Origin of the sequence: Mesorhizobium calcicola, assembly GCF_042682105.1 — a bacterium.
GTDB classification, from domain to species: domain Bacteria; phylum Pseudomonadota; class Alphaproteobacteria; order Rhizobiales; family Rhizobiaceae; genus Mesorhizobium; species Mesorhizobium calcicola.
In genome coordinates, this window is sequence record NZ_JBHUGY010000026.1 from 84,018 (window position 1) to 102,602 (window position 18,585).

Annotated in this window: 18 protein-coding genes; 10 read left to right on the top strand and 8 right to left on the bottom strand. The window is 64.3% G+C overall.

Going from position 1 to position 18,585, the window contains the following annotated elements; translation table 11 throughout:
• Complete coding sequence (locus ACFSQT_RS16520; RefSeq protein WP_379020360.1) at window positions 1–1,347, top strand: VpsF family polysaccharide biosynthesis protein; 1,347 nt, start codon at window positions 1–3, stop codon at window positions 1,345–1,347.
• 122 nt (window positions 1,348–1,469) lie between these two features.
• Here the strand turns inward: ACFSQT_RS16520 and ACFSQT_RS16525 are convergent, their stop codons facing one another.
• From ACFSQT_RS16525 to ACFSQT_RS16555, 7 genes are all read right to left on the bottom strand, one after another.
• Window positions 1,470–1,817, bottom strand: a complete 348-nt coding sequence (locus tag ACFSQT_RS16525) for a hypothetical protein (protein ID WP_379020362.1) — start codon at window positions 1,815–1,817, stop codon at window positions 1,470–1,472.
• A 226-nt stretch (window positions 1,818–2,043) separates the two neighbouring features.
• Window positions 2,044–2,804 (bottom strand): IS5 family transposase gene (locus tag ACFSQT_RS16530; protein ID WP_378925984.1). Its coding sequence is split into 2 segments (ribosomal slippage): window positions 2,044–2,465 and window positions 2,465–2,804, totalling 762 coding nucleotides; the frame shifts between segments, so codons are not numbered across the junction.
• Window positions 2,805–3,110: 306 nt separating this feature from the next.
• Entirely contained in the window at window positions 3,111–3,233 is a 123-nt protein-coding gene (locus ACFSQT_RS16535; RefSeq protein WP_379020364.1) for a VOC family protein, read from the bottom strand.
• A 2-nt stretch (window positions 3,234–3,235) separates the two neighbouring features.
• Window positions 3,236–3,493, bottom strand: a complete 258-nt coding sequence (locus ACFSQT_RS16540; RefSeq protein WP_379020366.1) for a VOC family protein — start codon at window positions 3,491–3,493, stop codon at window positions 3,236–3,238.
• Between the two features lie 169 nt (window positions 3,494–3,662).
• The gene (locus tag ACFSQT_RS16545; protein ID WP_379020368.1) at window positions 3,663–3,896 is read right to left on the bottom strand and encodes a hypothetical protein; all 234 of its coding nucleotides are present in this window, start codon (window positions 3,894–3,896) and stop codon (window positions 3,663–3,665) included.
• 264 nt (window positions 3,897–4,160) lie between these two features.
• Complete coding sequence (locus ACFSQT_RS16550; RefSeq protein WP_379020370.1) at window positions 4,161–5,444, bottom strand: glycoside hydrolase family 5 protein; 1,284 nt, start codon at window positions 5,442–5,444, stop codon at window positions 4,161–4,163.
• Window positions 5,441–6,610 carry a DUF1972 domain-containing protein gene (locus tag ACFSQT_RS16555; protein ID WP_379020372.1) on the bottom strand — a complete coding sequence of 390 codons (1,170 nt, stop codon included), beginning with the start codon at window positions 6,608–6,610 and terminating at the stop codon, window positions 5,441–5,443. Before ACFSQT_RS16555 ends, ACFSQT_RS16550 begins: the two co-directional genes overlap by 4 nt.
• Window positions 6,611–6,928: 318 nt before the next feature.
• Here ACFSQT_RS16555 and ACFSQT_RS16560 point away from each other — a divergent pair, with 318 nt between their 5' ends.
• The 4 genes from ACFSQT_RS16560 (at window position 6,929) to ACFSQT_RS16575 (ending at window position 12,004) form a co-directional block, all read left to right on the top strand.
• Window positions 6,929–8,098, top strand: a complete 1,170-nt coding sequence (locus ACFSQT_RS16560; RefSeq protein ID WP_379020374.1) for a glycosyltransferase — start codon at window positions 6,929–6,931, stop codon at window positions 8,096–8,098.
• Window positions 8,095–9,438 carry a lipopolysaccharide biosynthesis protein gene (locus ACFSQT_RS16565; protein WP_379020376.1) on the top strand — a complete coding sequence of 448 codons (1,344 nt, stop codon included), beginning with the start codon at window positions 8,095–8,097 and terminating at the stop codon, window positions 9,436–9,438. Before ACFSQT_RS16560 ends, ACFSQT_RS16565 begins: the two co-directional genes overlap by 4 nt.
• 9 nt (window positions 9,439–9,447) lie before the next feature.
• Window positions 9,448–10,683 carry a GNAT family N-acetyltransferase gene (locus tag ACFSQT_RS16570; RefSeq protein ID WP_379020378.1) on the top strand — a complete coding sequence of 412 codons (1,236 nt, stop codon included), beginning with the start codon at window positions 9,448–9,450 and terminating at the stop codon, window positions 10,681–10,683.
• Window positions 10,684–10,786: 103 nt separating this feature from the next.
• Window positions 10,787–12,004: a GNAT family N-acetyltransferase gene (locus tag ACFSQT_RS16575; RefSeq protein WP_379020380.1), complete on the top strand. Its 1,218-nt coding sequence runs from the start codon at window positions 10,787–10,789 to the stop codon at window positions 12,002–12,004.
• Window positions 12,005–12,088: 84 nt separating this feature from the next.
• Here the strand turns inward: ACFSQT_RS16575 and ACFSQT_RS16580 are convergent, their stop codons facing one another.
• Window positions 12,089–12,400 (bottom strand): EthD family reductase, encoded by a 312-nt coding sequence (locus ACFSQT_RS16580; protein WP_379020382.1) that lies wholly within the window; start codon window positions 12,398–12,400, stop codon window positions 12,089–12,091.
• A gap of 267 nt (window positions 12,401–12,667) precedes the next feature.
• Between ACFSQT_RS16580 and ACFSQT_RS16585 the strand changes: the two genes are divergently transcribed.
• From ACFSQT_RS16585 to ACFSQT_RS16605, 5 genes are all read left to right on the top strand, one after another.
• Window positions 12,668–12,892, top strand: a complete 225-nt coding sequence (locus tag ACFSQT_RS16585; RefSeq protein ID WP_379020384.1) for a hypothetical protein — start codon at window positions 12,668–12,670, stop codon at window positions 12,890–12,892.
• A 69-nt stretch (window positions 12,893–12,961) separates the two neighbouring features.
• Window positions 12,962–15,451: a DNA ligase D gene (gene ligD / locus ACFSQT_RS16590; RefSeq protein ID WP_379020385.1), complete on the top strand. Its 2,490-nt coding sequence runs from the start codon at window positions 12,962–12,964 to the stop codon at window positions 15,449–15,451.
• Window positions 15,452–15,706: 255 nt separating this feature from the next.
• Window positions 15,707–16,612, top strand: coding sequence for a non-homologous end joining protein Ku (gene ku, locus ACFSQT_RS16595; protein WP_379020386.1), 906 nt, complete (start codon window positions 15,707–15,709; stop codon window positions 16,610–16,612).
• Window positions 16,609–17,724 carry a tetratricopeptide repeat protein gene (locus ACFSQT_RS16600; RefSeq protein WP_379020388.1) on the top strand — a complete coding sequence of 372 codons (1,116 nt, stop codon included), beginning with the start codon at window positions 16,609–16,611 and terminating at the stop codon, window positions 17,722–17,724. The genes ku and ACFSQT_RS16600 overlap by 4 nt, the downstream gene beginning before the upstream one ends.
• Before the next feature lie 213 nt (window positions 17,725–17,937).
• A complete protein-coding gene (locus ACFSQT_RS16605) occupies window positions 17,938–18,582 on the top strand; it encodes an alpha/beta hydrolase family protein (RefSeq protein WP_379020390.1) in 645 nt (214 codons plus the stop codon).
• Window positions 18,583–18,585 lie beyond the last annotated feature (3 nt).

The following is an 18,585-nucleotide window of genomic DNA, read 5'->3' on the forward strand; positions in this document are numbered from 1 at the left end:
ATGGCCTCCGGCTGGAGCGGAGCCGCCTCGAATTTCGGCGCTGCCGCACCCCGCGCCGGCACCTCCGTCGATGCGGTGACCCAGTTTGGACTGATCGCAGCCGTGGTGGTGCTGTTCAGCGTCTCGGGCGGCATGCTCTGGCTGCTGGGCTACAATTACGACGGCCTGTCAGGCAGCGCGGCGACCAAGATACATCCTTCCACCTATCTCATCATTTTGCTGTTTGCCTGGCGTTCGTGCACGTTCGGCAATCCGGTCGGCTATTGCGTCCACGTCGCCGACAGGCGTCCGGCCACCGCGCTGATGATCGTCATCGCCGTCGTGCTCCTGCTCGTCGTCATCGTCAGGCAACGTCCAGGCATGGCCGGCATGATCGACACGTTCGTGGCTTCCGGGCTGCTGGTGCTCATGCTCGGCGAAAATGACGAATGGACATTCGCCCGGCTGCGCACCGTCGTTCACGCGGTCATGACCGTCAATGCGTTGCTCGCCCTTGTCGAATTCGCCACCAAGACATTGGTGTTTCCCTATCGTTTCGATGGCGAGGTGTTTGCCACCGATCTGCGTTCGAGCGCGCTGCAGGGGCATCCGCTCAGCAATGCCACGGTGACGTCGATCTACGTGCTTGCCCTTTTGAGCGGCGCAAGATCGCTGCCGGCTCCGCTGCGGCTGGCGATGATCGGCCTGCAATGCGCCGCGCTCGTTGCGTTCGGCGGCCGGTCGGCGATGGTGGTGACCATCCTGCTGGGTGGCAGCTATGTGCTTTTCCACGGCTTTCGCAAATTGCGCACCGGACGCGTCAACCTGCTCGGCGCCGCCCTGGCGATGATGCTGGTCGCGCTGCTGCCGGCTGCCATCGCCATATTGGCCTCGCAGGGCTTTTTCGATGCGCTGCTTGGCCGCTTCGTTTCGGATGGCGGCAGTGCCAATGCCCGCGTCGAGATGTTCGAGATCTTCAACTATCTGGAACTGCGCGATGTGATCGTCGGGCCGAGCGTCGATCTCGTCGAGAGCTTGCGCCGGATCAACGGCCTAGAATGGGGTATCGAAAACCCATTCATCCGCATGACGGTCTACCAGGGCGCCTTCTTCACCCTTTTGATGATGTCCAGCTTCGGGCTGTTCATGCATGAGGTGGCGCGCCGCTGCCATCCTGGCGTCTGGCTGCCAGTGGTGGGCTGGCTCATTCTTCTCAACACCTCAGAAAGCATCTCCTCCAAGACCACGCTGCTCACCAAGGTCGCGGTGCTGTGCCTCGCCCTTTACCGACCGGCGCGGTCGGTGATCAGGCCGGTCAGCGTAGTTCGTCCTTTCGCGGAAACGCAGAACCGGTCCACATCTTTTTGATGCAATTGTAGACGGAAAGCCGTTTCGCAAAGCTCAATCAACTGGCTGCCGCCAATGGCCGAGATGGGCCGAGAGCTGACAGACGGCTTTTGACATCAGAAAGCGGCAGCCGGAGTTTCAAGTCATTGTGGGTCGGTGAGGAAGGGCATGATATCCACGCCGTCTCCCGGGAAGACGGTGAAATGCGGATGGTTCTCGAACAAGCGGGCGGCAGCCTCGATGGTATCGGCCTCGATGACAATGTAGCCGCAGAAAGGGTTCACGGCGTCGGCGATGCCGTCCTTTGTAACGCGCGTCGTTCTGCCGACCATACCGCCGCGATCAGGGAAGAATGCGGCATTTCTCCCCTCCCAGTCCGTCCACTGCTGCAAGCCGACGGTATCAATCGCATCTTGCTCTGGCTTGGGCAGGCTGCGAAAGCCGGCAAGGTCTTCGGGCTTCATGGTGTAGACGGCAAGAAAGCGGGGCATACGGCGAACTTCGGGCTGGCGGAAGCCTTGTCAGGCTACACTCCTGTGCTGCCGAAGTCACTGCCCATGACCACCCTCCAGAGCGGTTCACCGTTTCACGGAAACGGCGAACCGCTCTATCTGTTTGTTTTGACGCAATTCCCTGAGGGAAAGCGCTACGCGCTTTTCCCGGGAAAACCGTTTCACACTTTTCCTGGAATTGCTCTAGGACGTAGTGACGATTTAACTATCTGAGCCAAATGGCGATCGCTGCGAGTTTGACGAAACCCATGAAGTTTGCGAGCAGCTTGTCGTAACGGGTTGCGACGCGCCTGAACTGCTTGAGCTTGTTGAAGAAGCGCTCGATGCGGTTGCGCTCCTTGTAGAGATCGCGGTCGTATGGCCGCTGGGCCTTGCGGTTGCGCTTGGGCGGGATGACGACCTCTGCGCCCTGTTCAGTGATCCTGTCAACGAGGTGATCGGCGTCGTATCCCTTGTCGGCGATGGCGGCATCGGCGTCGATACCGTCGATCAGGTCGTGGGCCAAGGCGATGTCGTTGCGCTGGCCGGGGGTGCCGATCAGGCGGATGGGAAGGCCGAGCGCCTCGGTGGCGGCGTGGATCTTGGTACTCAGGCCGCCGCGAGACCGACCCAGGCCCTGGGCATCCGCCCCCCTTTGACCTTGCGTGCCCCGGCGGCATGCTGGTGCGCTCGCACGATCGTGCTGTCGATCATCAGCCATTCGAGGTCGGCTTCGCGGGCGAGCATTTCCAGCATATCGTCCAGCACACCCATCCCGATCCAACGATAATAGCGCCGCTTCACCGAGCGGTAATCGCCAAGCCGCTCCGGCAGGTCGCGCCAACGGCCACCCGAACGCGCCATCCACAACAGCGCGTCGAGGAACTTCCGATTATCTGTACGCGGGCCGCGCTTGCCTTTCGTGCCGCCGGGCACAAAACCCTTGATCCGGTCCCACTGGTCGTCCCCAAGCGCATCGCAATCCATCGCCGATCTCCAAAAATCAGCGTTGAATCTGATTTGCCAATCCTTGGGAATCCCAAACCCTTAAATCGTCACTACGTCCTAGGTGCCTCGTTTGCGTCAGTTCGCGGAGCGGCCTCCAAGGGCGGCAATGAACAATGACCGCTTACAGGATCTGGAGCGTCGTCAGCACAATGGCCGCGTTGAGGCGCAGAGCGGTCGGCCTCTTGGCCCGTGGCAAGGAGCCCGGTGACGCAGCCGAGTGGCGGATCATATCTGCCGACTGCCGTTCCCACCTCCGATGACGTGGTCACGAAAGCGAACCGTTCCTTATGGGGTTTCGTAGAGTTCCAGCGGCAATCCATCTGGGTCGCGGAAAAAGGTAAACCGTTGGTCTGTATATGGGTCGATCCGGATTGGCTCGACGGGAACGCCGGCGGCTTCCAGGCGCATAATTACGGGATCAAGATTCGCGACGGCAAATGCCAGATGTCCAGGCCTGTCGCCTCTGGATGGGACGGCCGCATCACAGGTGCGGGGAAGGAGAACAATTCCAGCTGGACGGACCCGATCCGCAGATCGGCCTTCCATGACTGCCGCTCCTCCCGATAGACCTCCCGGATCAGATCGAGGCCGAGGAGTTCGACGTAGAACCGTCGCGACCGATCGTAGTCGGTGCAGATGAGCGCGACGTGATGAATGGCGTTCAGCATGTCACGAACTCTAGCCAAGCTGGGATTGGAGGCCAAGGTCACCATCGGGTACGCGGCACTTTGTTGATGTCGCCGTTCGCGAGGGTCGCCTCGTCCATATGGATTTTCATCTGCGCCCAATCGGCGGCATGATGTTGCCAACGGCGCGCGTGAGACCCGCGCGACGGCTCTACTGGTCCGAAAACCTCACGCTCACGCCGCGCTGCCGAAAATAAGCCTGCATCAACTTGCGGCCCGAGCGGTTGTTCTGCGCCAACTTGGTCGGATCGAACACCGCCTGTTTTACCCCTTCTCGTGTCAGCGCAGCCTTGAGCGTCGCGATATGTGCGTCGATGTCGGCATTGTCCGCCCGGAGCGAGACATAGATACTTTCGGTCGCCTGGGCCACGGTTGGTTCGTTCACGGGTGTCGTCCTTTGGTTGGTTGAGCGGCGGCTACCACAGTTTGGCGGCTCTGGCGATACCGATGAGACTGAAGTCGTCTCTACCGGCATAGCAGCATCCTGGCGCATCCCGACCCCCCCAAGATGGTGGCTGGAGATGTCTGCTTTCGGGCAACCGCAAAATTGGACTCTACGTCCAAGTTGCGGCGCAAAGTTGCCGTTCGCGTCATGGAAGACGTAAGTCGGCTTCGGGTCGAACTCGTTCGGAGTGATTGGGTTTTGACCCTAGTCCGCCGGCATGCTCAGCCCAAGCGCGACGATGATATCCGGGTCTAGCGCACGCGTGGTGTCGTCCATCATCCCCATGCCGTCGAAGAGATTCCAGAATGCCCAGCCAAAGCCGAGATCCTCGGCGCCCTGGCGCACGTCGGCGATGTAGCGTGCCCGATCGGGATTGGGCGCCGCCACATAGCGGGCGTCGGTGCGCAGCGCGCCGAACTCGCCCATGATGATGCGCTCCGGCGCCAGGCCGTGACTGTCGCCCCAGGCGCGAACCTGGCGGAGATATTTGTCGACGAAGCGCCGGTCGGGCTGGGCGTCGAAATAGACCTTCAGCACGCGCTCGGTTTCCGCATAGGCGGCTTGCTTGGCCTCGCCGGCCGTTTCGGTGTCCTGCGCCATCCGTGCCCTGACCGACGCCAGCGTCTCTTCCAATGTGCCAGCGGATGCCGGCCACGGGACATTGTTGAGCGAACGGTAGACGGGCTCGCGCATCCACGGCGCGCCCTGATGGCTGAACAGATAGGGCTCGTAGAAGTGGAAGGTGAACAGGATCGGCTCGAACGGTGACAGCGGCGCCGGATCGAGCGCGGACAGCCCGCTCACCATCGAGCCGCAGCCTCCGGTGACGACCAGCGGCAAGGTTGCGGCCGATGCCCGTGCCGCGGTCAGAAGCGCGATCTGGACCTGCGACCAGGCCTCCGAAGCGCAGGCCTGCGGCGGCTCGTTGACCGCTTCGAGCGCCACCTTGCCGGACCGGAAGCGCTCCAGCCTGCCGGCTAGCTCGCCGACCAGCCCGCGATAGAGATCGAAGGCGGGCGCGGCGACGCTGGCGACCATGCGGTCAGGATTCCAATAGTGGGTGGCGCCATTGGCTTGCACGTTGACGATGATGCCGAGACCAGCATCGAGGGTGGCGGTGACCGCCGCGTCCAGCATGTCCAGCAGCTCGCCGCGCTTGGTGGTGTTCGCCGCCAGGAACGGGCCGGGGTCGACCGGCAGGCGGATGAAATCCAGTCCGGTCTCGCGCAATCGGCGCAGGTCGTCCGCGGTCGGAACGGGCCGCTGCGACTGGAAGGGCGGCCAGTCATAGTCGGTGCGTGGTGCCGGGAATTCGCGTGTCAGCGAGAACCAGGGCCAGGCGTTGACGCCGCGCCGAAAGTGCGGCTCGGCGGCGCGGGCGAACGGCGCGATCGAGAGGGAGCCAAGTGGGGAGCCAAGTGGAGAGCCAAGTGCCGCCGCCGTCGACAGCGCCGTCCGCAGCACCCGCCGGCGCGACCAGCCTGTCATGCGGTGCGGCGCGATGCGCGATTGGCCGCGACGGCCTCGTCGGCGGTGACACCAAGAAGCCGATAGGCTTCACGCTCATAGGCAACCAGGACATCCTCCCAGCGGAAGGCTTCGCGGGCGCGCATCGTGGCCGAGATGCCGCAGTTCCTGACCAGGGCATCATCGTCCTGCGCCTGTTGGATCCGCTCGGCGCAACTGTCCGTGTCGGTGAAGTAGATCGCGGCGGCACCCGCGGTCCAGCGATTGAACGGATTGTCGTGCGCGATCACCATGTTGCCGGCCGCCAGCGCCTCGACCAGCGACGGGTTGGTGCCGCCGACCGTATGGCCGTGCAGATAGGCGCGCGCGTGATAGCGCAATGCTTTCACCGTCGCCTGGTCATAGATGGCGCCCGGCAGAACCACCGATCCGTTCGCCGCCTTGCGGATGGCGACATGATAGGGGATGTCGTCGGACAGCGTTCCCAGCACCACCAGCTTCATGTCGCGGTCGCGGCTGCAAAAGGCTTCGACGATCGGCAGGATGTTGTTGTCGGGTTCGATGCGCGCGATCGAGATCAGATAGCGCCCAGGCTCCAGGCCGAGCGCCCGGACCGGCGCCTCCGGTGCCGACGTCACCGGATCGGCGCCATAGGCGATGGTGGCGATGGCGCTGCGCGGCCGGCGCGTCGCCAGATGGTCTGCGATGGCAGGATGATCGGCAACCAGGCGATGCGAGGCCCAGGCGCCGATCCATTCGTTGAGCCAGAACCAGGTGCGCGCCGCCAAACCCCATTTGGGGCGGCGCCACTCGATGCCGTCCATATTGGTGAGAATCTTGCGCCCCTTCAGCCTGAGCCAGGTCAGGAAAACCGCGCCGTTATAGCCGAGCACAAGGCAGACGCCTGGGCGCCTGGCGGCGTCGCGCACGCATTGCCAATCGAATTCCAGTGTCGCGCGCGGACCCCTGGAGGCAACCTCGACATGGATGAGCTCGATGCCGCGCCAGGTTTCGCTGCGCACCCGCTGCTCGATCCGATCGACCTCCTCCTGGCAATAGACGCCCACCTTCCAGCCTCGCCCGACAAGAAAGAGGGCCAATCTCTCGGCAAAAGTTTCAAAGCCGCCATGGGCCGCGGGGATGCCGCGGGTCCCCAGGATCAGAATGGCAGGCGTCTCTGGTTTCATGGCCGGTGGCACTTTCAGGTCTGGATATATTAGCGATTGCTGCATCATTAAGAAGCAGACGGGCAACTTCCGTGCCATCTCGCAAGTTCGGCATTCGGACGGATGATCATCGCGCCGGGTTGTTAAAAAAACTGTATTGAACCCGGTGGTTGTTTCATTATCGGTCAACCCTTCTGTGCGTATCTGTGTCGAAACGAGGCATTGCCAAGGATTTGGCGTCCGGTAGCCGGACGGATCAACCCAGGCATGGTTCTTGCGACAAGGTTCCTGCATGCCACCGCCTTGCGCGATGGTTGTGGCACCTGGCGGGATACAAAGATGCGGATTGCCTGCGTTCATCAGGGATATGAACTCTATGGTTCCGACCGCAGCTTCGCGGAGAGCGTTGCTGCGCTGCGCGCCGCGTTTCCGTCCGCCGACATCGAGGTGGTGCTGCCGCGCAGCGGGCCAATCGTGCAGATCCTGGAACGCCATGCCAGCCGGATCGTCTTCGAACCGCTCTGGGTGCTGAGGCGCCAGGCCATCCTGCGGCTGGCGACGGTCGAAATGGCGCGATTGCCCATGGCGGTCCTGAGGGCATGGCGGCGCCTCAGGGATTGTGATCTCACCTACGTCAACACCTCGATCGTGGCCGACTATGCGCTGGCCGCGCGCCTTCTCCCCGACAAGGCTGTCCTGCACATCCACGAGATCCCCGAAGGCGCCATGCGCAGGATACTCGTCGGCCTGATGCGCTGGAGCCATGCCGATCTGATCTTCAACTCGCGCGCGACCCGCGCCGCGTTCGGCGATCCCAAGGCCTCGCGCACGCATGTCGTCTACAACGGTGTCGCGGGGCCGGCGGCTGCCGAACCAATGACTTATGACGGCAAGCGCCCGTTGCGGGTGCTGCTGCTCGGCCGCGTCAACAGGATCAAGGGCCAGGAGGTCCTGCTGGAGGCGATCGCTTCGATGCCGCCGGAGTTGCGGTCGCGGATCGAGGTGCGGCTGGTCGGCGGCGCCTTCGAAAGCGCCGAGCGCGAGCGCGCCTTGGCCGAACTGGTCCAGAGCATGGGCCTAGCTGAACGGGTCAGCGTCTTGCCCTTCGTGGCGGACCCCTCGGAGCACTACCGCTGGGCCGACATCGTCACCGTGCCGTCGCGGCGTCCGGAATCGCTGGGTCGCGTCGCCATCGAGGCGATGGCCTATGGCCGGCCGCCGCTGGTGTCGGCGATCGGCGGACTGGTTGAAGTGGTCAGCGACGGCAAGACGGGCTGGCACGTTCCGCCGGGCGACGCGGCCGCCCTGGCCGGCAAACTGCGGGAGATCATCCTGCGGCCAGATGCCTGGCGTGGTTTCGTCGCTGCGGGCCGGCTGCGATACGAGGAGATCTTCAGCGAGCCGGTGGCGGCGGCGGCGATCGCGGCGATTGCCACTGACAAGCTGAGGGTGGCGCTGGCGAAGCCCGGCCGGGCGCATGTCATCCGCAAAGCGGAGACCAGTTCGTGAAATTCGCGTTTCCAGGCCATCTGCTGCGACGCCTTGTGCTGATGATCGGCGGCGAGGCCATACAGAGCGGCTTTCACTTCGCGCTGAACCTCGCGCTGCTGCATGTGCTGTCGGCGCAAGGGTACGGCATCTTCGCCATCGCGATGGTGATGGGGGGCGTCGGCCTGTCCTACATCAGATCGCTGACCGCCGTCCCCGCCAGCATATGGATGGGCAAGAGCACCAACAGGGCCGGCGTCGACGCGCACGACGTGACGTTCGGAGGGGCGGCGGTGGTCGTCGCATCGATCATGGGCACCGCCACCGCGCTGCTGATGCTGGTGTGGGGTGACGCGGGCAGTATCGCCGCCGGGTGCTTCGTCGGCGCGTGGTCGCTACGCAGCCATATGCGCACGGCGTTCTTTGCGCGCCGCCAGCAGATGGTCGTCAGCATCAGCGATTTCGCCTTCACCGTCGCCGGTGCCGCAATGACTGCGCTGGCGATCTGGACGGCGCCGAATGTGCTGCAGATGGTGTTCTATGCCCTTGCGGCGGCCAATCTGATCGGCATAGCCGTGCTCGCCCGCCTGGCGCCCCGTCCGCTTCGCCTCAGTTTCCGAGCGCCCGTGCGGCGACGCTATGCCAAGCTCTGGCGCCAACTGCGCTGGTCCGGATTCAGCGCGACGACCACCAACATTCAGGGTCAGTGCCTGGCGCTGCTGGTCGCGGGTATCGCCGGTCCGGCGGCCTACGCGCCGATCGCGGCGGTTCTCGTGCTGTTTGCCCCGCTGCGCATCGTCAGCCTGGCCTTTGTCAACATGCTGCAGCCCGAGCTTGCGAAGCTGATGGCGAACAATGAAATCAGGCGCGTGTGGATGCACGCCAAGCTATGGTCCCTTGTCATGGGGCTCGGCAGCCTGGTTTACGGAGCCGGCATCCTGTTTGTCCTGCCGACGATAAAATCCCAGGCTCTCGCGGATGCTTCGGTCAGCGTCATCGGGCTGCTCGCCGTGGCGAACTTCATACCGATCATGCTCTACATCATGCCGCGCATCGTGCTTGAGATACTCGGCGAATTCCGGGTCGTGGCGTTCATCACAACGGCCGGCGCGGTCGTCGGGCTGGCCTTGATCGCAATCCTGCTCGCAGTCGCTTCCCCGTCATGGTCGCTTGCTGGTGCCGCGGTCTCCGAGACCGTCGTGCTGGTGGCCTCATGGTATTTCGCACACCGCCATATGCTCGCGCTTGAGCGCGGGACGCTTGATAGCGGAGCGCTTGACAGCGGGGACAGCCGGCATGACAGCAAGCCGAAATCGTGGCGACGCCCAGCACCCGCCCCGCTCGCCACGGGAAAAAGGTAGGAGACAGACGTGTTGATCCAGACATTGACGCCTGCGCCCGATGCGCCGACAACTGGGGCGCCAGTACCGGCCGGACAGGCGATTGATGCTTCCCGAAGCATTGCGGGGGGCGTCTACACGGCGAGGCTGCACACCAGTCTCGAAGCCGTCATGCCGCTCTGGCTTCAATGCCAGGCGAATGGGACGTGCTCCGCCCATCAGCTCCATGCATGGGTCGAGGGGATCGTCAAACGGCTGATGCCCGAAGGCGCCGAGCTGCTCATCGTGGAGGTGGCCGACGCCGGGACCGGTGAACTCAAGATGCTGGTGCCGCTGATGCGGCGGTCGAGGTTCGGACATCGGGTGATCGAATGGCTGAGTTGCGGCGTCTGCGATTATTCGGCGCCGCTTCTGTCGGACAGGAGCCAGTGGACCCCGCAGGCTGCCGAAGCGGCGTGGGCGGCGGTCCGATCCATCCTGCCGCGCGCGGATCGCATCCATATCACGGGAATTCCACGGCAGGTCTATGGCGTGGCCAATCCACTGGCGCTGCTGGCGGTCGCACGAGAGTCCAGCCTGATCACGTCCGGCCTCGTGCTGGACGGCGACCCGGAGACCCTGATCAAGCGCCATGGCAGACCGTCCTTCGTCAAAACCTACTACAAGGACTGGCGCCGGCTCGAACGGCACGGCAAATTGGATATGGTCGAGGCCAACACGCCGGCCTTGATAGAGCTCGTCTTCGGCGCCCTGGTCGAGATGCGGCTCAAGCGGTTTCGCCAATTGGGGCGTTTCGATCTCCTGGCGCAGCCGGCGGTTGTCGATTTCTATCGCAACGCAGCGCTTCAGGGCCTGTCCGACGGATCGGTGCGGCTCTTCGGACTGCGCGTCGGCGAGGATTGGGTCTCTGCCCAGTACATGCTGGTCCGGCAAGGCACCATGCATGCCCTGCTGATCGGAATGGATCTGGAGGTGGTGCCCAACGCCTCACCGGGCCTGGCGCTCATGGGCGAACTGATGACGTGGGGACTGCGGCATGGGTTCGACTATTTCGACCTGTCGGTGGGCAACCAGCCTTACAAGGAGCAGTTCGGCGCCGTGAGCTCGATTCTGGCCAAGATCGACGAAACGCTGACGCCGCTCGGCAAGGGCGTGGCAGCCGTCGCTTCGGCTCGCGACCGGCTCGAGCTTGTGGTGCGGTCCAATCCCCGGCTGCTCAAGGTCGTCCAGGACGTGACGCGCCGCTTGCGGCGATTGAGGGGCTGAGAGCGGGCGCATTTCGCGCTTGATTCATGTCAAAGCGGATAGCGTTGATGGAACCTGTCTGGTCTCCGGTCTTAGGAGGCATGGACCGCGGTGGGAGGCACACGTGTCGAGCCAGACAATGCAAATGGCGCGCACAGCGCGCGCGCAGGCTTCTCCGCCTGCCATCGATGCTGGTATCGACGAGCGTGTCTACACGGCCCGGCTGCACACCGACCTTGAGACCGTCAAGCCGCTCTGGCTACAATTGCAGACGGACGGCGTCTGCACCGCCCATCAGCATTACGCATGGGCCGAGGGGATCGCCGAACGGCTGATGCCGAAAGGTGCGGAACTGGTCATCGTCGAGGTGAGCGACGCCGCGACAGGCGAGCCCAGAATGCTTTTGCCGCTGATGCGGCGCCGGGCCTTCCGCCACTCTGTGGTCGAATGGCTGGGCTGCGGCGTCTGCGACTATTCCGCGCCGCTGCTGGCGGATGCCGGCCCATGGACCAGGCAGGGCGCTGAAGCCGCCTGGGCGGCGGTCCGTTCGGTGCTGCCGCCGGCGGACCGCATCCACATCGCCGGTATCCCGCGACAGGTCCACGGCGTGGCCAATCCTCTGGCTTTGCTTTCGGCGACGCGCGATTCCATCCAGATCAATTCCGGCCTGGTCTTGCACGGCGAGCCCGAGGGTCTCATCAAGCGCATCTGCAAGCCGTCCTTCGCCAAGACTTTTCACAAGCACTGCCGCCGCTTCGAACAGCTGGGCGGCCTCAGCCTGGTCGAGGCCGACACGCCAGCCCTGATGGAGGAGCTCTTCGGCACACTGCTGGAGCTGCGGCTGAAGCGCTTTCGTGAGCTTGGGCGTTTCGATCTCCTGACGCAGCAATCGGCCGTCGATTTTTACCGGAACGCGGCCCTCCAGGGCCTGTCCGACGGATCGGTGCGGCTCTTCGGACTGCGCGTCGGGCAAGCCTGGCTTGCCTCCATCTACGTGCTGGCCAGAAAAGGCACTCTTCATGGCATCCTGCTGGCGATCGACAAGGATGCGATCGCCAATGTCTCACCCGGCCTGACGACGATCGCCAAGCTGATGATCTGGGGGCGCGAGCGGGGGTTCGACTATTTCGACCTGTCGGTCGGCAGCCAGGGTTACAAGGAACATATCGGTGCCGCGAGCTCGGTTCTGGCCGAGATCTGCGAACCGCTGACGGTGCGGGGCTGGGGTGCGAACGCAGCCATCTTGTTTCGCAGCCGGGCCGAGCTTTACGTCCGCTCGAGACCGCGGCTGCTCAAGGCCATCCAGGGCACGGCGCGCCGCCTGCGGCGATTGAAGGGCTGAGGGCGGTTTATCCGCGAAATTGACAGGACACCGCGTCGCCGTCATCCCCGGTCGCCAGGCGGACGGCGGCTGTGTTGCGCGTGCTCACAGCGGCTCGGCATCGAAAAGCAGCATCGTCACGTCGTCATCCGCGGCGAACGTGCGCCGATCCGCCGCACAAGCCTTGCCGGCCTCGCTGGCAAAGGCAGCGCCAATGGCCTCCAGACTGTCGAAATAGAGGGTCGCCACTATGTAGGGCACCTCGCCCTGCAAGACGTTCACAATCGGCCGCCGGCTGACCTCGTAGCGGTGCAGGCCGGGAAGCTGCTTGGCCAGCGGCACGTGGATGTCCAGGTAATGGCGGTCGAAGGCGGCCGGATCGGCAGGGGTTTTGTAGATGACAAGCATTTTGGCCATGGTCGTGCTCCTGTTGTTTTGCGTGATCGGCGCCGCGATGTTCGTTGGCGCCGCTCCAATGTCGTTCGCTGGGAGCGGATTTCGACAACCGCAGCGTTTTCGTGTTTCGGCATCGTGGTGGTGCAGAACCGGGGCCGCGCCGCCGGCGCGTCAGGCGCGCCGCCGCGGCGAAATTGACAGGACACCGCGTCTCCGTCATCCTTGAGCCCAGTCGCCAGGCTGCGGACAGCGGCCGTGTTGCGTGTCGGGGCGACCGAGGGCAGCGTCATGTTCAGTCCCATCATCGGCCAGAATTCCAAGCGCGCCGCGGTGCGCAAGGCGCTCGACCGCCACAAGGTCTACATCACCGCGCAGAGTTTTTCGGCCGGCGCCTACCAGGCACGGGTGCTGGTCGACGGCGAGGCCTACTGGGTCGACGAATTCCGGCTGAGCCAACTGCAGCAGGGCCTGTCGCCGGCCGAGCTCGAGTTGACGCCGGCCACCGACGATTGAGAGCGTGAGGCTGAGAGGCAGCGACAGAACGGGACGCTTGCACTTGGCTGCCGTGCTTCGATCCATGCAATGACAACCCCACCCAAGCTCCAAACCTATCGCGCCAAGCGCGAATTCTCGAAAACGCCGGAACCGGCCGGTGGGCTCGTCACCAGCGAAGGCAACCGCTTCGTCGTCCACAAGCATCACGCCACCGCCGATCATTATGATCTGCGCCTGCAGGTCGGCGGCGTGTTGAAAAGCTGGGCGGTGCCGCGCGGGCCTTCGCTCAATCCTGCCGACAAACGCCTGGCGGTCGAGACCGAGGATCATCCGCTCGAATATATCGACTTCGAGGGTGTCATTCCCGAAGGCGAGTATGGCGGTGGGCCGATGATCGTCTGGGACACCGGCAGCTGGGCGCCGATGGACGATGTCGAGAAGAGCCTGCGCACCGGCGCCTTCAAGTTTCGGCTGGCCGGTGAGAAGCTGAATGGCGGCTGGATGCTGACCAGGCTGAAACCAAAACCCGGCGAGGACGAGAACAAGAAGAACTGGCTGCTGTTCAAGGAGCGCGACCTTGCCGCCGACACCGCGCTCGACATTCTGGAAGCGCGGCCGGAAAGCGTGAAGTCCGGCAAGCGCATCGAGGAGCTGGTGGCGCCCGCGAGACCGGCGGCCAAGCCCGCCAAGCCGCCGGTGCTGAAGCCCGGCACGCTGCCTGGCGCATTCAAGGCCCCGGCGCTCGGCCGCATCGAGCCGCAGCTTGCGACGCAGGTGCCAAAGCCACCCGATGGTGTGGACACCAACGAGCTCTGGCTGCACGAGATCAAATTCGACGGCTACCGCACCATGGCGCATCTGAGCGACGGCGTGGTCAAGCTGATCACGCGTGGCGGCATCGACTGGACGAAGCGCTATGGCGACCTGCCGCATGCCTTTGCCAAACTGCCGTGCCGTGACGCCATCATCGACGGCGAGATCGTCGTGCTCGACGCCAAGGGCATCAGCCGCTTCGCGCTGTTGCAGGATGCGCTGGCCGAAGGCGCCGGCAGCAGGCTGCATTTCTACGCCTTCGACCTGCTCCATCTCGACGGCTGGGACCTGACCAAAGCGCCGCTGGTCCGGCGCAAGGCGCTGCTGGCGCAGATGCTGTCGGGCCTCGGCGCCAACTCCGCCATCCAGTTTTCCGACCATGTCGAAGGCTCGGGCCAGGGGCTCTACGACCAGGCCACGGAACTCGGACTGGAAGGCGTCGTCTCCAAGCGCGCCACCGCGACCTACCAGAGCGGCCGCACCAAAAGCTGGACCAAGACCAAGGCGCTCCAGACCGGCGACTTCGTCATTGCCGGCTACACCACCTCCGACGCGGCCGAGGGGCTGGCGGCCCTCGGGCTCGCCGAGTTCGAGGACGGCGAACTGCACTATCGCGGCAAGGTCGGCACCGGCTTCGATGCCGAGACCGCAGCTGAATTGCTCGCCAGACTGGAACCGCTCACATCAGGGGCGACGGCGCCCGAAGGCGTGCCGCGCGAAATCATGCGCGAGATGCACTGGGTCAGGCCGCTGTTCTCGGCCCATATCCACTATGCCAACCGCACCGCGGACAATGCGCTGCGCCACGCGGTGTTTCGCGGCTTGAGGGATGTCGGCCTGTCGACGCCGGTGTCGGCCAAGCGCAAGCGGCTGATCTCGGAGGCCGACCTCGCCACCATCTGGGTGACCAACCCAACGCGGCGGCTGTTCGGCAAGACGGGCCCCACCAAGCTCGACATCGCCGTCTACTACGCGCTGGTCGGCGATTTCATGCTGCCGCACATTCTCGGCCGGCCAGTGTCGCTGGTGCGCTGCCCGACCGGCCTGCCGAAGGACTGCTTCTTCCAGCGCCATGCCTTCACCGGCATGCCGCCCTCGGTGGTGACGTTCGAGGCGACGAATTCCGAAGGCGAGACCAAGTCCTACCTCTCGGTCGAAGGCGCCAAGGGCTATCTGGCGCTGGCGCAGTTCGGCGTCGTCGAGTTCCACACCTGGGGCACGCATCGCACGAGCCTCGACAAGCCCGACCAGATCGTCTTCGACCTCGACCCGGGCGAGGGGATTTTGTGGCGCGAGGTGGTCGAGGCGGCGGTGCACATCAAGGGTGAACTGGAGGCGCTGGGGCTGGTGCCGTTCGCCAAGACCTCGGGCGGCAGCGGCATCCACATCACCGTGCCGGTGACGGGCAAGCAGAACTGGAAGAAACTGCACCAGGCGACCAGCACCATTTCCACGCATCTGGCGGCCACGGCGCCCGACACCTTCACCACCACGATGGGCAAGGACAACCGCAAGAAGCGCATCTTCATCGACTATCACCGCAACGCGCGCGGCCACACCTCGGCCGCTCCCTATTCGCTGCGCGCCCGCACCAATCTGCCGGCCTCGACGCCGGTGAGCTGGGCGGATCTGGAGTCGATCGATGCCCCGCAGGATCTGAACTATTCCTCGCTGCCGGGGCTCTTGGCGACGTCGGGCGATCCCTGGGCGGATATCGAGGAATTCGCGCGGGATTTGCCGGTGATGTCGGTGACGAACAAGTAGTCGCAGAATGAGGACCGCAGCGATCCTTCGCCCCCCTCTGTCCTGCCGGACACCGGCGTTTAAATTGCAACGCCATCGACGGTCCCGACAATTTGAATTATTCTCCGTCCGCAACCCTCAAAGCGTACCGGAAGATTTCGTCAGGGATTTGCCTGTATTGTGCGGGGTCGGTGTAGGATTTCAGTGGCGTCGCTCGTCCTTCGGACGAACAGCGCTGCACCGGTGTGACAGTGCATGGCCGCGTAGGAGTGTTTCATGGCGCCCAGGGCAAGTTGGAAAGGTTACCTCAAGCTCAGCCTCGTCAGCTGTCCGGTGCGGCTATACCCCGCAACCAGCGCCAGCGAGCGGATCAGCTTCAATCAGTTGCACAAGAAGACCCACAACCGCATCAACATGAAGCCGGTCGATCCCGAACTGGGGTTGGTCGAGCGTTCGGATCTGGTCAGGGGCTATGAATACGAGGACAAGCAGTACATCATCATCGATGATGCCGACCTCGACGCGGTGCGCATCGAATCCAACCACACGATGAACATCGAGGCCTTCGTCGACGAGGGCGAGGTCGACGTCATCTACCAGGACGCGCCCTACTACATGGCGCCCGACGGCGCTATGGCGGAAGAAACCTTCGCCGTGCTGCGCGAAGCGATGCGCAAATCCGGCAAGCTGGCGATCGCGCGCCTTGTGCTGTCCAGCCGCGAGCGCGTGGTGACGATCGGCGCGCGCGAGAACGGCATGTTCGTGTGTACCTTGAGGAACCCGAACGAAGTGCGTGGAACAGCTGAGTATTTCGGCAACATCCCGGCCGGCAAGCCTGATGCGGAAATGCTGCAGCTGGCCGAAGCGCTGATCAAGCAGAAGGAAACCACCTTCGATCCGAAGAACTACGAGGATCGCTACGAGATCGCGCTGATGGCGATGATCCGCGAGAAGCTGAAGGGCCACAAGCCGATCATCGCGGCCGCTCCCGAGCGCGGCAATGTCATCAATTTGATGGATGCGTTGAAGGCCAGCCTGTCGCAGTCGAAGCCGCCGGCCAAGTCGAAGAGCAAGGCCGACGAGGTCGCCAAGCCCGCGGCCAAGAAGGCGGCAGCGGGCGGTGCGGCTGAAAATCCGCTCAAGGCCAATCTGCTGAAGGCGGTCGGCAAGAGCAAGAAATGACGGCACAGGCCGGTTTGGTCCCGGGGGCCGTCTTCGGCACGATCGGCGCGCTGGCGGCGTTTCCGCTGCGGCTGGCGGCACGCGAGGTCGAGCGCCAGCACGGCCAGTTGCGGCGCGGTGTTGTCAGGCGGACCACGCATGTCGTGTTCGGGCGGACCTATCTGGCAAAGGCCGGCGATGGCGAGATCGAGCGCCGGGTCGCCGCCGAGCGCGCCGCCGGGCGCGTGCTGATCAGCGAGAACGGATTCCTGCGCCTGCTCGGGCTGATGAAGGCGCCTGAAGCGTCCTCGCTGTCCAGGCAATCGCTGACCGAGCAGTCGCGGCTGTCAGGCGCCGACCTCGACCTTTTGTCGCTGTTCGATGCCTTCGAGCATGACAGCGAACCCTATTCCTTTCGCGACCTGATCCTGGCGCGCAAATATGCCGGGCTGGTGGCCGGCGGTGCGAATTGGGCGGCAATCGCGCGGTCCGTGCATCGCTCCGGCCCGGTGGCATCGCTGACCGCCAAATCGCTGGCGGTCGGCTCGCAGCATGGGCGGCCCGACGCGATCTATCTCGAGGGCGGCCAGAGCGAACTTGACGGGCAATTGCTGTTCGATTTGGGCAACGCCGGTTCAGCCGGCGACGACACGCTGGAAGAACTGTTCGCCGAGGCCGAAGCGGCGGAGGAGGGCGGCGACCATGACGGGGCCGCCGCGCTCTACCAGCGCTGTCTGGCCATCGACCCGACAGATGCGATTGCCGCCTTCAACCGCGCCAACTGCCTGCGCGCCGGCGGCCACGCAGCGGACGCCGTACACGACTATATCAGCGCGATAAAACTCGACCCGGCCTTCGTCGAGGCCTGGTTCAACCTCGCCGGGCTGATGAGCGAGCAAGGCCGCGAGGCTTCGGCGCGAAGGCACCTGCAGAAGGCGATTGCGCTCGACAAGACCTATGCCGATCCGGTGTTCAACCTCGCCCGGCTGGAATTCGACGCAGGCAATCTGCTGGAGGCGCGCCGCAACTGGGCGCGCTATCTCGAACTCGACGCGGAGTCCGAATGGGCGCGCGTGGCGGCCAAGGGGGTGCAGTTCGTCGATCTGCAGCTGGCGCAGAAGTCGGCGGGGTGAGGGATTCATGCTGGCGCTTGAACACTCCCTTCTGGCCTGCCGGCCATCTCCCCCGCAAGGGGGGAGATCGGACGGCATCATTGCTTTCGCCAATCGCCAACGGTGGAAGGCGAGCGGAACGTCTAAGCTGCCAATCTCCCCCGTTGCGTGGGAGATGGCCGGCAGGCCAGAGGGGGGTGGGACGGAGCGCGACCTCTCGGAGAGGGCCGCCCCATGACCACCTTCCTCTTCGACGGCCCCGACACCGCCCCTGTCACCATCCTGCTTGCCCATGGCGCCGGGGCGCCGATGGACTCGGCCTCGATGGCCGCCACCGCCAAGGCGCTGGTCGCAGCCGGCTTTCGCGTCGCGCGCTTCGAATTCCACTATATGGCCGCCCGCCGCTACGGCCATCGCAAGCCGCCGCCGCGGGCCGAGATGGTGAACCCGGAATATGTCAAGGCGATCGCCGACCTCAGGGCGAAGGGCGTGACCGGTCCGCTCATCATCGGCGGCAAGTCGATGGGCGGGCGCGTCGCCTCGATGGTCGCAGACGAGATGTTCTCCAAGGGCGAGATCTCGGGCCTGCTGTGCCTGGGCTATCCGTTTCATCCGCCGGCAAAGCCCGAGCAATTGCGAACCAAACATCTGGCCGGATTGAAGACCCCGACGCTGATCTTCCAGGGCACGCGCGACGAGTTCGGGACGCCGGACGAGGTCGCGACTTACGCGCTTTCCGATCAGATCGAAGTCGTCTGGCTGGAGGATGGCGACCATGATCTCAAGCCGCGCAAGGGCGTTTCGGGATTTTCGACGGCCGATCATCTGAAGACACTGGCCGAAACGGTGAAGGTGTGGGCGGCCCGGATCGTTTCCTGAGCT

What these genes read in the sequence shown, in the direction of transcription:
- ACFSQT_RS16540 (WP_379020366.1), bottom strand. Translation starts at nt 3,493, where the DNA reads ATGCTGAACGCCATTCATCACGTCGCGCTCATCTGCACCGACTACGAT.
- ACFSQT_RS16525 (WP_379020362.1), bottom strand. Translation starts at nt 1,817, where the DNA reads ATGCCCCGCTTTCTTGCCGTCTACACCATGAAGCCCGAAGACCTTGCC.
- ACFSQT_RS16555 (WP_379020372.1), bottom strand. Translation starts at nt 6,610, where the DNA reads ATGAAACCAGAGACGCCTGCCATTCTGATCCTGGGGACCCGCGGCATC.
- ligD (WP_379020385.1), top strand. Translation starts at nt 12,962, where the DNA reads ATGACAACCCCACCCAAGCTCCAAACCTATCGCGCCAAGCGCGAATTC.
- ACFSQT_RS16605 (WP_379020390.1), top strand. Translation starts at nt 17,938, where the DNA reads ATGACCACCTTCCTCTTCGACGGCCCCGACACCGCCCCTGTCACCATC.
- ACFSQT_RS16600 (WP_379020388.1), top strand. Translation starts at nt 16,609, where the DNA reads ATGACGGCACAGGCCGGTTTGGTCCCGGGGGCCGTCTTCGGCACGATC.
- ACFSQT_RS16550 (WP_379020370.1), bottom strand. Translation starts at nt 5,444, where the DNA reads ATGACAGGCTGGTCGCGCCGGCGGGTGCTGCGGACGGCGCTGTCGACG.
- ku (WP_379020386.1), top strand. Translation starts at nt 15,707, where the DNA reads ATGGCGCCCAGGGCAAGTTGGAAAGGTTACCTCAAGCTCAGCCTCGTC.
- ACFSQT_RS16535 (WP_379020364.1), bottom strand. Translation starts at nt 3,233, where the DNA reads ATGCGCCTGGAAGCCGCCGGCGTTCCCGTCGAGCCAATCCGGATCGAC.
- ACFSQT_RS16585 (WP_379020384.1), top strand. Translation starts at nt 12,668, where the DNA reads ATGTTCAGTCCCATCATCGGCCAGAATTCCAAGCGCGCCGCGGTGCGC.
- ACFSQT_RS16560 (WP_379020374.1), top strand. Translation starts at nt 6,929, where the DNA reads ATGCGGATTGCCTGCGTTCATCAGGGATATGAACTCTATGGTTCCGAC.
- ACFSQT_RS16580 (WP_379020382.1), bottom strand. Translation starts at nt 12,400, where the DNA reads ATGGCCAAAATGCTTGTCATCTACAAAACCCCTGCCGATCCGGCCGCC.
- ACFSQT_RS16520 (WP_379020360.1), top strand. Translation starts at nt 1, where the DNA reads ATGGCCTCCGGCTGGAGCGGAGCCGCCTCGAATTTCGGCGCTGCCGCA.